Below are 14,134 nucleotides of genomic sequence, written 5' to 3'. Positions count from 1 at the left end.
CTGTAGACAAGTCTGTTGAAAAGCCTGTGAGTCGACGCGTCTGGCGGGCTCTTGGGCGGCCCGCTAGGTCGCTGATTGCCGCCGCCGCTGGCGGTACTCGCCCGGCGTCAGCCCCGTCCAGTGACGAAAGGCGCGGAAGAACACGCTCGGCTCGGAATAGCCGAGCAGGGCGGCGATGTCCGTGGCCGGCAGGTTGCCTTCGCCCAGGTAACGCTCCGCCAATTGCCGGCGGGTATCGGCCAGCAGTTGTTGATAACTGCTGCCTTCTTCCGCCAGTCGACGCTGCAGCGTGCGTTCGCTCAGGCCCAGTTCGCTGGCCACGGCGGCGCGTCCGGGTTCGCCGCGAGTCAGTTGCTCGCCGAGCAGGGCAACCACACGGCCACTGATGCTGGCGCTGGGCAGTCGGGCAAGCAAGCCTTCGGCGTGCTGGCGCAACAAGTCGCGCAGCGGCGGGTTGGCTTGCGGCAGCGGCGCGTCGATCAGTGCCCGGGGCAGGCCCAGCGCATAGTCCGGGGCGTTGAACTGCAGAGGACAGTCGAAGGCCTTTTCGTAGTCCGTCAGGTTCTCAGGCTGGCTGTGCATGAACCGGCAACCGGCCAGTTTCAGGCCGCTAAGCAGCGCGCGCAGCTGCCGCGCCCAGAACCCCAGCAGCGCCAGGGCGCGAACCCGGGTCGCCGGCGGTTCGGGGTTCAACGGGCGGTAACTGACCCAGATGATCTCGGCCTGAGCCTCGATGGCCACCTGTCCCCCTTCGCCGACCAGGCGCTGATAGCGCATGGCTGACTCGAGGGCATCGCCCATCGTGGTGCTCGATTGCAGCAGGTAGCCCAGCGCGCTGAAGGACGCCGGTGACAATGCGCGGCCCATGGCCAGGCCGGGCTCGTCATGCTTCAGGTCCGTCTGGATGACCTGCCACATGCGTTCCTGCAGCGCGAAATCGATGCGCGCGTCCGGGTCGCTGAGCTGGGATTCCTGAATGCCACTGGCAGCCAGCAGCGCGCCGCGCTCCAGACCGAGGCGCACGGCCGCCAGCAGGATGGCCTGGGTCAGGCTGGCGCTGACCGAGGGAGGACGTTGAGATTGATTGCATGCTTCCATGGCGGCGGATTCTGCCCGAACCCTGGGCGTCGTGATATCAGGACTTTGTAGGGGCTGGCGAACATTCCGGTGGAGTGTTCGCTCAGGCCCTCCAGCCATCAACCCGTCGCGCTGGAGCCGGGGGAAGCCGGCCGCTGGTGATCCTGTACCGCTGCGACTTCGCGTTCGACGAAGTCTTCGTCTTCCTCAGGTTCACCGATTGCCGAATCACTGGCATCCGGGTTGTCCAGAACAGCATAGGCGATAGCGCAGAACAGCGAGTTCAAGCGCTTCATGTCGCTGATCAGGTCCAGGTGCAGCGAGCTGGTCTCGATGCTCTGTACGACCTGCTGGCGCAGGCGATCGACATGGGAGTGGGCGAAGCGCCGTTCCTGCAGGCGGAAGCGCTGCTTGGCCCGGCGCAGGCGCTTGGCGCCTTCCAGGTCGCCATTGAGGAACACCGAGAGGGACAGGCGCAGGTTGGCCACCAACTGGCCGTGGAGCACGGTGATCTCTTCCAGGCCGTTGTCGGAGAAGGAGCGACTGCGCGAGGTTTTCTTGTCCTGCACGGCACCGAGCATGTGCTCGATGATGTCGCCAGCCTGCTCCAGGTTGATTGCCAGCTCGATGATCTCCGCCCAGCGGCGGCTGTCGGCTTCGCTCAGGTCTTCGCGGGGCATGCGCGCCAGGTAGAGCTTGATCGCGGTGTAGAGCGCATCGACATCATCGTCCTGCTTGCGGATTTCCTTGCCCAGCAGCGGGTCGCCGCTGTGGATAACCTGCATCAGGTTGTTCAGCATCTGCTCGACGATATCGCCCATGCGCAGGGTTTCGCGCACCGCATTGACCAGCGCCAGGCTCGGTGTGTCCAGTGCCGCCGGGTCGAGGTGGCGGGGGCGCACGACGTCTTCGGGCGAATGGCGGTCGGGCATGATGCGCGTACAGAAGGCCGCCATCTGTCCGGTCAATGGCAGGCAGGCGAGGCATCGAGTGGTGTTGTAGAGCACGTGGAAGGCGATCACCAGTTCGGCGGTGCTGAACTGCCAGTGGTCGATCCAGTCGGCCAGCGGGCCCACCAGTGGCAGCACCAGGGCGCAACCGGCGACCTTGAACAGCAGGCTGCCCAGCGCCACGCGGCGGCCGGCAGCGTTCTGCGAGGAAGCGCTGATCATCGCCAGGATGCCGCTGCCCAGGTTGGCGCCGATCACCAGGCAGAGCGCCACCTTCAGCGAGATCACCTTGGATGCTGCCAGCGTCGCGGTGAGCAGCACGGCGGCCAGGCTGGAGTAGGAAATCATCGCGAACAGTGCGCCGGTCAGGGCGTCCAGCATCACGTCGCCAGTGAGGCTGGAGAACAGTACCTTGACGCCCTTGGCCTGGGTCATGGGCTCGGCGGCGGCGACGATCAGCTGTAGCGCCAGGATGATCAGCCCCAGGCCGATGAATACCCGGCCGAGCTGGCCCAGGCGCGACTTCTGCCGGCCGAGGAAGAAGATCACTCCGAAGAAGATCAGCAGCGGCGACAGCCACGATAGGTCCAGGGTCAGCACCCGCGCCATCAGCGCCGTGCCGACGTCGGCGCCGAGCATGATCGCCAGCGCCGGCGCCAGGGCCATCAGCCCGGTGGCGACGAAGGACGTCGCCAGCAATGCCGTGGCGTTGCTGCTCTGCACCAGCGCGGTGACGCCGATGCCGGCGGCGAAGGCCAGCGGACGTTTTTCCACGCTGCGGCTGAGGATTTTTCGCAGGTTACTGCCGTAGACCCTGAGGATACCGGTGCGGACGATATGTGTGCCCCACACCAACAGGGCGACGGCAGAGAGCAGATCGAGCAGTTTGAGCATGTCGGGCCCCCTTGCACTCAAGCGGGCCCGTGGCGGTGCGTCCGTCTACGGACCCTGTAACGACCTCGCCCGCTGCTCCGTACAGACAGCGCGGAGGGCCGAGAAGGACACGGCAACACTCAGGCGATTGTCACAAGACTGTCATGGTAGACCCTCGTTCTTCCCTGAGGGTTCGCCAAATCTCTGATTTGCCGGGATTCCTGTCTGTCAGTAAAGCCGATCGAAAGCGGACGCGAGAGGCTTTGCGTCGGTTATTTCGCACGGAAAGGCGGGCGGATATGTCTAGACTGCCTAAGCATTCGCTGAAATAAGTGTTCACCGACATAAATGCATTACAGGCCGAGGAGAAGTCGCATGCGTTGGTCGTTCCCCTTCCTGGCCGCGCTGGCGTTGACCGGTTGCGGCGATAAGTCCGCCCTGCCGTTCACCGCTGGCACCGGGCCGCAACCGCAGTTGCCTGAGCCGCAAAGCAGCCTGCTGCCCACCGTCAATATCGCCACGGCGACCGGCTGGCCTGCTGGGCAGATGCCGCGGGCCGCGCAGGGCCTGGAGGTGCAGCGCTTCGCCGACCAACTCGAACACCCGCGCTGGCTGTACGTGCTGCCCAACGGCGACGTGCTGGTGGCGGAAAGCTCGGCGCCGCCCAAGGAAGAGTCCGGCGGCTTGAAGGACTGGGTTGCCGGCAAGGTCATGGCCAAGGCCGGCGCCTCGGTGCCAAGCGCCAACCGCATCACCCTGTTGCGCGATGCCGACGGCGATGGCGTGCCCGAGCAGCGCAGTGTGCTGCTGGAAGGGTTGTTCTCGCCGTTCGGCATGGCCCTTGTGGATAACTGGTTGTACGTGGCGAACGCCGATGCCGTGGTGCGCTTCCCGTACCAGACCGGCGAGACGACGATCAGCGCACCGGCGGAAAAGGTCGTCGACCTGCCGGGCGGGCCGATCAACCACCACTGGACCAAGAACATCCTCGCCAGCCCCGACGGCCGCTACCTCTATGCCACCGTCGGCTCCAACAGCAATGTCGGCGAGAACGGCCTGGAGGCCGAGAAGAACCGCGCGGCGATCCTGCAGATCGACCTGTCCAACCGCGACGTGAGGGTGTTCGCCTCCGGCCTGCGCAACCCCAACGGAATGGGCTGGGAACCCAACACCGGCGCCCTGTGGACCGCCGTGAACGAGCGCGACGAACTGGGCAACGACCTGGTCCCCGACTACATGACCTCGGTGAAGGACGGCGGCTTCTACGGCTGGCCGTGGAGCTACTTCGGCCAGCATGTGGATAAACGCGTGGAGCCGGCGCGCCCGGACATGGTCGAGAAAGCACTGGTGCCGGACTATGCCCTGGGTTCCCACACGGCTTCGCTGGGCCTTGCGTTCTATCAGGGCAGCCTGCTGCCGGAGCGTTATCGTGGCGGCGTGTTCATCGGCCAGCACGGCTCCTGGAACCGCAAGCCGCGCAGCGGCTACCAGGTGGTGTTCATCCCCTTTGCTGGCGGCAAACCCAACGGCCAGCCGATGACTGTTCTGGACGGCTTCATCAACGACAAGGACGAGGCCATGGGACGTCCTGTCGGCGTCGCTGTGGATAAGTTCGGCGGACTGCTGGTGGCCGATGATGTGGGTAACACCGTGTGGCGGTTGCGCCCGGCTACCCTGAAGTGAATCGACGAGGAGACCGCATGGCCAAGCTACATCGCCTGATCCTGATGGCCGCGCTACTGATGCTCGGCGCATGCAGCAGCCTGTTCGGTACGCGCGATCCCTTGCGCATCGATCTGGTCGGCCTGGAACCGGCGACCGGGCAGGGCATGGAGGCACGCTTCATGGTCAAGCTGCGGGTGCAGAACCCCAATGACCAGGCCATCGATTACAACGGCATCGCCCTCGACCTGTCGGTAAACGGCCAGCCCCTGGCCAGCGGAGTCAGTGACGCCAGCGGGCAGGTGCCGCGTTTTGGCGAGCAAGTGATCAGCGTGCCGGTGAGCATCTCCGCTTTTTCCGCCATTCGGCAGGCCTGGGGCCTGTCCGGCGGGCCGCCACGCCAGGGCATGCCCTACGAGATCAACGGCAAGCTGGCCGGCGGCCTGTTCGGCACGGTGCGCTTCAACGACAAGGGCGTGCTGAACTGGCCGGAACCGGTCGCACGCCCTTGATACCGATCCGCTGTGAATAAAAAGCCGGGCTGTGGAAAGCCCGGCTTTTTCAATTCACCCAGAGTGCCTGTGGACAGCGCTTGTGGATAGTACTTGTGGATTACTGGCCGGGGATGTCCTTGCGCAGTTTCACCGGGTCCACTTCCTTCTTCCCACGCGCAGTGCGCATGCGGATGTTCAGCGCTTCCACCGCCAGCGAGAAGGCCATGGCGAAGTAGACGTAGCCCTTGGGTACGTGGACTTCGAAGGCTTCGGCGATCAGCACGGTGCCGACCACGATAAGGAACGACAGCGCGAGCATCTTAAGCGACGGGTGCTTGTCGATGAAGTCGCTGATGGCGCCGGCGCAGAGCATCATCACCATCACCGCGACGACGATGGCCGCGACCATCACCGGCACATTGGAAACCATGCCCACGGCGGTGATCACCGAGTCCAGCGAGAACACGATGTCGATGATCGCGATCTGGATGATGGTGCCGATGAAGCCGCCCATCACGCTCCTGGGTTCGCCTTCGGTTTCGTCTTCACCTTCCAGGCCGTGGAAGATTTCGCTGCTGCTTTTCCACAGCAGGAACAGGCCGCCGAAGAACAGGATCAGATCGCGCCCGGAGATGCCCTGGCCGAACAAGTGGAACAGGTCGGCGGTCAGTCGCATGACCCAGGTGATCGAGAGCAGCAGCAGGATGCGCGTGACCATCGCCAGCGCCAGTCCGAAGAAGCGCGTGCGCGGCTGCATGTGCTTGGGCATGCGGCCGACCAGGATGGAGATCATGATGATGTTGTCGATGCCCAGGACGATTTCCAGGGCAGTCAGGGTGAAGAACGCAATCCAGATTTCAGGGCTGGTCAGCCATTCCATTGTCGCAGTACTCGAAGTCGGTCGTTGGTCGGTCAGTCATTGAACAGCGGGAACAGGCCCAGCAGCAGCGCGGCGGCTAGGATCGCCAGGCACACCAGCACGGCCCACTTGAGGGTGAAGCGCTGGTGGTCGCCGAAGTCCACCTTGGCCAGCCCGACCAGCAGGTAGGTCGAGGGCACCAGCGGGCTGAGCAGGTGCACCGGCTGGCCGACGATGGAGGCACGGGCCATTTCCACCGGGGTGATGCCGTACTGCGCGGCGGCCTGGGAGAGTACCGGGAGCACGCCGTAGTAGAAAGCATCATTGGACATGAAGAAGGTGAACGGCATGCTCACCAGCGCCGTGATGGTCGCCAGGTACGGCCCCAGCGCCGGCGGGATCACCGCCAGCAGGCTTTTGGACATGGCTTCGACCATGCCCGTTCCCGAGAGAATTCCGGTGAACACCCCAGCGGCGAAGATCAGCGAGACCACCGCGAGGACGTTCTCGGCGTGGGCGCCGATGCGCTTCTTCTGCTCCAGGATGCAGGGATAGTTGACGATCATCGCGATGCCGAAGGCGATCATGAACAGCACCGGCATCGGCAGCAGGCCGGCGATCAGCGTGCCCATCAGTACGACGGTCAGCACGGCGTTGAACCACAGCAGCTTCGGCCGCCGCGCCTCGGGGTACTGCGACACACTCACTTCCGCCATCGCTTCATGGTCGGTGGGCAGGTGCAGTTCGCCCAGGCGGGCACGCTCGCGTTTGCCGTAGAACCAGGCCAGGGCGAAGATCGCCGCGATACCGGCGAGCATGGCCGGGATCATCGGCACGAAGATATCCGCCGGGTCCACGTGCAGCGCGCTGGCTGCGCGGGCGGTGGGTCCGCCCCAGGGCGTCATGTTCAGTACACCGCTGGAGAGCATGATCAGGCAGGCCATCAGCAGCGGGCTCATGCCCAGGCGGCTGTACAGCGGCAGCACGGCGGCCACGCAGATCATGTAGGTGGTCGAGCCGTCGCCATCCAGCGAGACGATCATCGCCAGCGCGGCGGTGCCCATCGACACCTTCAGCGGGTCGCCCTTCACCAGCTTGAGGATGCGCCGCACCGCCGGGTCGAACAGCCCGGAGTCGATCATGATGGCGAAGTAGAGGATGGCGAACATCAGCATCACCCCGGTCGGCGCCAGGGTGCGGATGCCGTCCAGCATCATCGGCCCCAGGCCCTTGGCGAAGCCGCCGAGCAGGGCGAAGGCGATCGGCACCAGGATCAGCGCGATCAGCGCCGAGAGCCGCTTGGTCATGATCAGGAACATGAAGGTCGCCACCATGGCGAAGGCGAGGAAAGTCAGCATGGGGATAACTCCGGTCTGGCGTGAATATCAGCGGCGGCTGTGGATAAGCACGTGAAGCGCGGATGGAGTCGGGGCGGACAGGGACAGGAAACGGGGCATGAGCGATCACCGATTGTTGTTTTTGTACGCTGCGCGAACGCAGGTCCGGCCGGGAGGACCGAGGCGGCGATGCTAGGGGGTCAAGCTTTCAGCAGGCTTTCGCAGTCGATGACCGCTGATCGATGCGTCTGGTGTAGGAGCGAGCTTGCTCGCGAACCGAGGCCGGTGTGTGGATAACTCACGGCCCAGCTCGCAGGATGAGCACTTCGTAGGATGGCGTGGAGCGTAGCGATACCCATCGGCATCGGCGCGTGAGCAGGATGGGTATCGCAAGTTCCACCCATCCTGCCTGCACGCTCCCTGGACCACTTGGCAGAAGACCTGACCCGAGTCAGCCCAGCGCCTGGATCGCCCCCATCACCAGCAGCAGGCTGGCGCCGGCCAGCAGTGTCTGCAGGGTGATGATCCCCGCCATCAGCCCGCTTTCGCCGCCCAGCTGGCGGGTCAGCACATAGGCGGTGGGGGCTGTGGGTAAGGCGAAGAACATCACCAGCAGCGCGCTTTCCAGCGGTGGCAGAGCCAGCAGGCGAGCGATGGCGAAGGCCAGCAATGGCATGGCCAACAGGCGGATCGCGCAGTTCCAGCCCAGCGCCGAGACTTCCGCGCGCAGTTCCTGCGGCTGCAGCGCCGCGCCCACGCAGAGTAGGCCCAGCGGCAGGCTGGCGACCGCCAGCAGGCTGAACAGGCGGTCGGTACCGCCGGGCAGGCCGATGCCCGTCACGTTTAGCAAGGCACCCACCACGCAGGCGAGGATCAGCGGGTTCTTCACGATGGGCAGCAGCAGCGAGCGCAGGCTGATGCCGCGTTCGGCGGTCAGCGCCCAGACCGACATCACGTTCACCGTCGGCACCATCAGCGCCAGCATCAGCGCGGCCAGGGTCAGGCCCGGTTTGCCATACAGACTGCCCACCGCGGCGAGCCCCAGGTACGTGTTGAAGCGCAGTACGCCCTGGGCAATGGCGCCGAAGCGCGCCGCATTCCAGCCGCGCAGGCGTTTGGCGATGAGCAGGGCAACCCAGGCGATACCCAGCCCGAGCACCACCGCCAGCGCCTGGCGGGCGAGGCCGGGATCGTCCAGCGGTGCGCTGGCCAGGCTGCTGGCCAGCAGGGCGGGGAACAGAATGAAGTAGTTGAGCCGCTCGGCAGCGGGCCAGAAAGCCTCACCGGGGAAGCCTTTGCGGCGTAGCACGAAACCGCCGACGATCAGCGCGAACAACGGCCAGAGGGCCTGGAACAGAGCGGTCACGGCAACCCCGCGATGGTGGTGGAAGCGGGCATCTTGCCGAGGCGCTGCGGGATAGGGCAAGGCCTGTGGATAAATTTCTCAGCGTGCCCGCAGCGGTTTTCCACAACCCATAGCGCTGTGGAAAACCTTGCCCACAGGCTTAGCGGCGGAAACCGCCTCCGCCAACGTGGCCGCCGCCGAAACCACCACCGCCCCATTGTCGCTGGGTCTGGTTGAAGCGTTGCTGGCCAACCTGCCGCGACTGGTACTGCTGCTCCAATTGGCTGCGGACGTTGGCCTGGTTCGGCTGTACCGGCTGCCAGCCATTGTCGGTGTGCTGCTGCCAGCCGCTGTCGGTGTGCTGGTAGACGTTGCCGTCGTGGCCGGCATAGACGTCGCCGTTCTTCCAGGCCACGGCGTTGCCGGTGCGGCGGTTGTAGCTGACGCCCTGATTCTGCCGGTCGTAGCTGCCGCGTCCGTCGTCCACGTCGCCGGAGACGCCGCGCTCGGCGATGGTGGTGCGGCCGGTCTGGGCGTTGTGCTGGATGCCCTGCTGGCCAGCCTTGAAGTCGCCACTGTCGGCGTCGTAGGCCACGCCGCTGCGGCCCGCGCCGGACATGCCGGTGGAGGCATTGGAGTAGGCTCCGCGCCGCCCGGCTGCGCCTTCGTCGGTATAGGGGTTGAAGGCCGCGCCCTGGGCGCCCTGGAAGTGCGTGCCGGTGCGCGGGTTGTAGCCAACGGCTGAGCTGCCTTGCCACTGGGTGCCGGTCCAGCCGTTGTAGCCGTAGGCGTGGGTGACCGTGCCCTGGCCCCAGCGCCCGTAGAAGTTCGCCTGGTTGACGTTGGCGTAGCTCCAGCCGCCGTGTGGATAGGGGCCCCAGTACGGTCCCCAGTAGGGCTCGGGAGCACCCCACCAGGCCCCGGCTGCGTAGCCGAAAGCGAAGCCGGTCAGCGCGCCCACGGCGAAGCCCGCACCATAGCCATAGGTGGGTGGATAGCCGTAGTACACGGTGCTGCTGACATAGGCCGGGTAGGTGTAGCCGGTGCCGTAGACCACCGTTCCGTCGCTGTTCACCACCACGCCCAGGTAGCCGGGCGTATAGCCGACCACCACGGCCTGCGGGGTGACCGAGTAGATATGCACATAGGTCACGTAATACACCGGCGAGCTGGGTGGGATGCCGTAGATCGCCGCCGGCACCTCGGTCGCCACCTGCCATGGGCCGCTGGGGCTCGGAGCGACGAACCAGACGCCATTGGTGACGGCGAAGAACTGGTTGGCGGCGACCTCGATCACCGGCGTCGGGGTGTTCACCGCGTACTGCAGGCTGGTGCCGGTGATGGGCTGGAAATTGGGCGCGCCGTCGTAGCTGACCTTCATGGTCGCCTTGCTGCGCGAGACGGAGGCGGTCTGCGGAATGTTCGCGGCGATGGCCGCTTCCTTCGCCTGCGGGGTGCCGGGCACCGAAACCAGCACGTTGGCCTTCGGATCCCTGGGTGAAATCTTCGCGAAGTCGGCGGGCAGGTTCTTGCCTTCGACATACTGCCACGGGCCCTTCTCGCCCGGTCCGCTGAACCAGCGCCCGGACACCAGCACGTACCAGGTATTGCGGGTCGGATCGACGAACACCGCGTGGTCGGCATTCTGCATCGTCAGCAGGCTGACGCCGTCCACCGGCTGCATCTGCGCGGTGCCGTCGCTGACGATCAGCTCGGTAGGTTGTGTCGCCACCAGGATGGCCGGCGCCTTGCCTGGCACCTTGCCGTCCTTGGGCAGCAGCGCGTCCACCGGGCCGGCTTTCTCCGCCACCTGCTGCGCACTGAGCAGCGCCTTGGGCGGCTGGCTCAGCACCAGCCAGCTGCCGTCCAGCGCCTGGGCGGTGTACCAGTTGCCGGCGGCGTTGAGATAGTGATTGCCCTGGGCGTCGCGCAGGATCAGCACGCGGCTGTTGAGCACGCGCTGGAAGTCGCTGCTCGGCAGCGCCTGCCAGTTCGGCTGGCCATCGATCATCACCAGCACGGTCGGCGTGGCGGCAAAGACGATCTGTGGCGCGTCGTTCTTCACTTCGACGTGGCGCAGCTTGTCCAGCTGCTGGTTCACCGCGTAGCTGGCCTGCAACTGGTCGAGGGAGACGGTCAGCCCTTCCCGGGGCAGCCGCGCCACCAGGGCATCGCGCACCTTGCCGGCGCTGTCCGGGGCCGTGGGCACCTCCACCTTGTCGATACGCAGGTCGGTGAGCTGCACCAGCCCACTGGCCTTGTCGATCGCGGCGGCAGCGGAGAATTGCGCCACACCGTAGGTTGGCGCGCCGTTGGCGGGGCCGACGGCAATGGCCGCGCGGCCGCTCATGCGGGTGCCGTCCCAGTCCTCGATCTGTGGCTGGAAGACCTGCACGTGCTGCTCGCCGAGGGCGAAGTCCCGCGGCCATTTCAGCTCGGTGGCAGCGGGAGGCTGGGCATCGGCGGCCTGTGGATAACTCGGCAGCAGAGCGAACCCGATGGCGAGGGCCAGGGCTGACAGGATCGGGCGTAGCGCCATGGTGACAACCTTTCGGAGTGAGAGCTGCGTTCAACGATAGTGCAGCGCGGAACTCCCCGCGCGAGTCTGCGTTCCGTCCTGCGCCATGCTGGTGCAATTTCGCCGGCAAGGCAGCTTTTTCTTATGGCGCAACGACATATTTAATAATTTTCCGAGCCTCCCGCTTCGGCCACCATCGGCCTGTCAGACATGTCGCGAGACAAAGCCTTCAGACGCTGGGCCATAGAGCCCGATGCCGCCCATGTCCCGGTTCTACCGGCCTCCTGGCCACTGCCGCAGTAAATCAACAACAAAGCCAAACGGCTGTGGGAGTGCTTCATGATCAAGTCCTTGCTCGTGCGTTCCATCGCGTGTTCCGCCCTGGCTCTCGCCGCCGTTTCTGGCGCGCAGGCCGGTACCCTGTCCATCGGCCACACCACCTGGGTCGGCTACGGCACGCTCTACCTCGCCCGTGACCTGGGCTACTTCAAGGAGCAGGGCCTCGACCTGCAGCTGACCACCATCGAGGAAGCCTCGATGTACATGGCGGCCCAGGCTTCCGGCCAGCTCTCCGGCTCCGCCTCCACCATCGACGAAATCCTCAAGTACCGGCCCAAGTTCTGCTTCAAGGCCGTGGCCGCGCTGGACGACAGCCATGGCGGCGACGGCGTGCTGGTGGGCAAGGACGTCACCAGCCTGGCCCAGCTCAAGGGCCAGGAAGTGGCGGTCAACGAAGGCTCGGTCTCGCAGTTCTGGCTGGCCTACCTGCTCAAGCACGCCGGCATGAACATGAGCGACATCAAGGTGCAGAACATGACCGCCGATGACGCGGCCAGCGCCTTCATTGCCGGCCGCGTGCCCGCCGCCGTGACCTGGGAGCCGCACCTTTCGCTGGTGCGCGAGAAGCAGCAGGGCAAGGTGCTGGTGGACAGCTCCACCACCCCCGGCGTGATCGTCGACGTGGTCGCTCTCAACTGCGACGTCATCGAGAAGCAGCCCGAGGACGTGAAGGCCCTGGTGAAAGGCCTGTACAAGGCCGTGCAGTACACCAAGGAGCATCCGGACGAGGCCTACGCGATCATGGCCAAGGGCGTCGGCGGTTACCTCTCCGATCCCAAGGCCCTGGCCGATGCCGCCAAGGGCGTGCGCTTCTACGACAAGGCCATGAGCGAGCAACTCATTGGCACTCCCGGCAAGCCCGGCGACATCAAGGGCTTGATCCGCCTCGCCAACGAGACCTGGAGCGGCCTGCAGGGCAAGCGCCTGGAAGTCAGCTACGACGACCTGGTCGATCCGCGCTTCGTCTCCGAGTAACCGTCTCACTCTTGTCCCCGCGGGCGGCGCCGTGCCGCTCGCCTGGAGGAATCCGCGATGCCTCGTCGTTCGCAATCCTGGCTCAGCCGTTGCCTGACGCCCAAGGTCGACCTGCCGCTGAAGCTGGTCTGGTCCGCCGGCACCCTGTGCTGGCTGCTCGTGTTCGGCCTGTGGGCCGGGCTTTCCTACGGCGGCGTGGTGCCGGCGATGTTCCTGCCCACCCCGGACGCGGTGCTCGCGGCTGGCGTGCGCCTGGCCAGTGACGGCACCCTCGCCACCCACGTGATGGCCAGCGTCAAGGTGGTGATGATCGGCTTCATCATCTCCTCGCTGGTGGCGGTGCCGCTGGGGCTGCTGATGGGCAGCTTCCGCATCGTCCAGGCCTTCCTCGAGCCGCTGGTGAACTTCATTCGCTACCTGCCGGTGACCTCCTTCGTGCCGCTGTTCATCCTGTGGATCGGCATCGGCCTGGAACAGCGCGTCACCGTGATCATCTTCGGCGTGTTCTTCCAGCAACTGGTGATGATCGCGGACGTCTCCCGCGGCGTCGCCAAGGACCTGGTCAACGCCTCCTACACCCTGGGCTGCAACCGCCGCGACGTGGTCCTCCACGTGCTCGGCCCGGCGTCGCTGCCGGGCGTGCTCGACACCCTGCGCGTGACCATGGGCTGGGCCTGGACCTACCTGGTGGTGGCCGAACTGGTCGCCGCCTCCAGCGGCCTGGGCTACATCAGCCTCAAGGCCATGCGCGGCTTCCAGGTCGACGTGATCTTCCTGGCCATCGCCATCATCGGCCTGCTGGGGCTGATCACCGACCAACTGTTCCGATTCATTCGACTGAAGGTGGCGTCATGGGCGCAGTAGCGATCAAGCAGGAAGAACCAGCCGTGACCGGTCAGCAACCCGCCACACCGCCGCGCCTGCGAGTGGAGAACGTCAGCCTGCGCTACCGCACGCCCGAGGGCGGCACCTTCAGCGCGCTGGAGAGCGTCTCCTTCGAGGTGCCGGACCAGCAATTCGCCGTCATCGTCGGCCCATCGGGCTGCGGCAAGTCGAGCCTGCTCTACCTCACCGCCGGCCTGGCCGAACCCACCGAGGGCGACATCTATGTCGGCGGCCAGCTGGTGGACGGCCCCGGCGCCGACCGCGGCATGGTGTTCCAGAGCTACACCCTGTTCCCCTGGCTCACCGTGCGGCAGAACGTCGAGTTCGGCTTGAAGCGTCGCGGCATGCCGGCGGCCGAGCGTCGCGAGATCGTCGACTACTACCTCGACGAAGTCGGCCTGCGGCGCTTCGAGAACAACTATCCCAAGCAGCTCTCCGGCGGAATGATGCAGCGCGTGGCGATCGCCCGCGCGCTGGCCAACGATCCGCAGATCCTGCTGATGGACGAGCCCTTCGGCGCCCTCGACAGCCAGACCCGCATGCAGATGCAGCAACTGCTGCTGCGCGTGTGGGACCACAGCAAGAAGACCGTGGTATTCGTCACCCACGACATCGACGAGGCCATCCTGCTGGGCGACCGCGTCTACGTCATGGGCGCGCGCCCGGGGCGCATCAAACGCATCCTCGACGTGCCCATCGAGCGCCCGCGCTCGCTGGACATGGTCATGGACCGCCAGTTCATCGAGATGAAGCGCGAGATCCTCGGGCTGCTGCACGACGATCTGGAAGAAGCGCACTGACCTGCCGCCGGCTGGCGCCT

At 65.8% G+C, this 14,134-nt stretch carries 11 protein-coding genes; 5 read left to right on the top strand and 6 right to left on the bottom strand.

Going from position 1 to position 14,134, the window contains the following annotated elements; genetic code table 11:
* Nucleotides 1-63 precede the first annotated feature (63 nt).
* Nucleotides 64-1,098, bottom strand: a complete 1,035-nt coding sequence (locus L6D89_RS27675) for an AraC family transcriptional regulator (protein WP_236201782.1) — start codon at nt 1,096-1,098, stop codon at nt 64-66.
* 98 nt (nt 1,099-1,196) lie between these two features.
* The gene (locus L6D89_RS27670) at nt 1,197-2,921 is read right to left on the bottom strand and encodes a Na/Pi cotransporter family protein (protein WP_236175772.1); all 1,725 of its coding nucleotides are present in this window, start codon (nt 2,919-2,921) and stop codon (nt 1,197-1,199) included.
* A 354-nt stretch (nt 2,922-3,275) separates the two neighbouring features.
* Here L6D89_RS27670 and L6D89_RS27665 point away from each other — a divergent pair, with 354 nt between their 5' ends.
* On the top strand, nt 3,276-4,583 hold the full coding sequence (locus L6D89_RS27665) for a PQQ-dependent sugar dehydrogenase (protein ID WP_236201781.1): 1,308 nt from the start codon (nt 3,276-3,278) through the stop codon (nt 4,581-4,583).
* Nucleotides 4,584-4,600: 17 nt separating this feature from the next.
* Entirely contained in the window at nt 4,601-5,074 is a 474-nt protein-coding gene (locus tag L6D89_RS27660; RefSeq protein WP_236201780.1) for an LEA/WHy family protein, read from the top strand.
* Between the two features lie 100 nt (nt 5,075-5,174).
* Here the strand turns inward: L6D89_RS27660 and L6D89_RS27655 are convergent, their stop codons facing one another.
* The 4 genes from L6D89_RS27655 to L6D89_RS27640 form a co-directional block, all read right to left on the bottom strand.
* A complete protein-coding gene (locus tag L6D89_RS27655; RefSeq protein ID WP_236201779.1) occupies nt 5,175-5,936 on the bottom strand; it encodes a TerC family protein in 762 nt (253 codons plus the stop codon).
* A gap of 32 nt (nt 5,937-5,968) precedes the next feature.
* Nucleotides 5,969-7,273, bottom strand: a complete 1,305-nt coding sequence (locus L6D89_RS27650; RefSeq protein ID WP_236201778.1) for a CitMHS family transporter — start codon at nt 7,271-7,273, stop codon at nt 5,969-5,971.
* A gap of 430 nt (nt 7,274-7,703) precedes the next feature.
* On the bottom strand, nt 7,704-8,678 hold the full coding sequence (locus tag L6D89_RS27645; protein WP_236201777.1) for an AEC family transporter: 975 nt from the start codon (nt 8,676-8,678) through the stop codon (nt 7,704-7,706).
* A 79-nt stretch (nt 8,679-8,757) separates the two neighbouring features.
* The gene (locus L6D89_RS27640; protein ID WP_236201776.1) at nt 8,758-11,136 is read right to left on the bottom strand and encodes a carbohydrate-binding family V/XII; all 2,379 of its coding nucleotides are present in this window, start codon (nt 11,134-11,136) and stop codon (nt 8,758-8,760) included.
* A gap of 318 nt (nt 11,137-11,454) precedes the next feature.
* On the opposite strand from L6D89_RS27640, the gene L6D89_RS27635 reads away from it, so the two are divergent.
* From L6D89_RS27635 to L6D89_RS27625, 3 genes are read left to right on the top strand one after another with little or no spacing between them, the layout of a single operon-like run.
* The gene (locus L6D89_RS27635) at nt 11,455-12,429 is read left to right on the top strand and encodes an ABC transporter substrate-binding protein (RefSeq protein WP_138213492.1); all 975 of its coding nucleotides are present in this window, start codon (nt 11,455-11,457) and stop codon (nt 12,427-12,429) included.
* A gap of 57 nt (nt 12,430-12,486) precedes the next feature.
* Nucleotides 12,487-13,293 (top strand): ABC transporter permease, encoded by an 807-nt coding sequence (locus L6D89_RS27630; RefSeq protein WP_024764976.1) that lies wholly within the window; start codon nt 12,487-12,489, stop codon nt 13,291-13,293.
* Nucleotides 13,281-14,114 (top strand): ABC transporter ATP-binding protein, encoded by an 834-nt coding sequence (locus L6D89_RS27625; RefSeq protein WP_236201775.1) that lies wholly within the window; start codon nt 13,281-13,283, stop codon nt 14,112-14,114. Before L6D89_RS27630 ends, L6D89_RS27625 begins: the two co-directional genes overlap by 13 nt.
* Nucleotides 14,115-14,134: the final 20 nt, after the last annotated feature.

It is taken from the genome of Pseudomonas pseudonitroreducens, assembly GCF_021603645.1.
GTDB lineage: Bacteria > Pseudomonadota > Gammaproteobacteria > Pseudomonadales > Pseudomonadaceae > Pseudomonas > Pseudomonas pseudonitroreducens.
The sequence above is the reverse complement of the archived record's forward strand: the minus strand, read 5'-3'. Positions and strand labels throughout refer to the sequence as shown.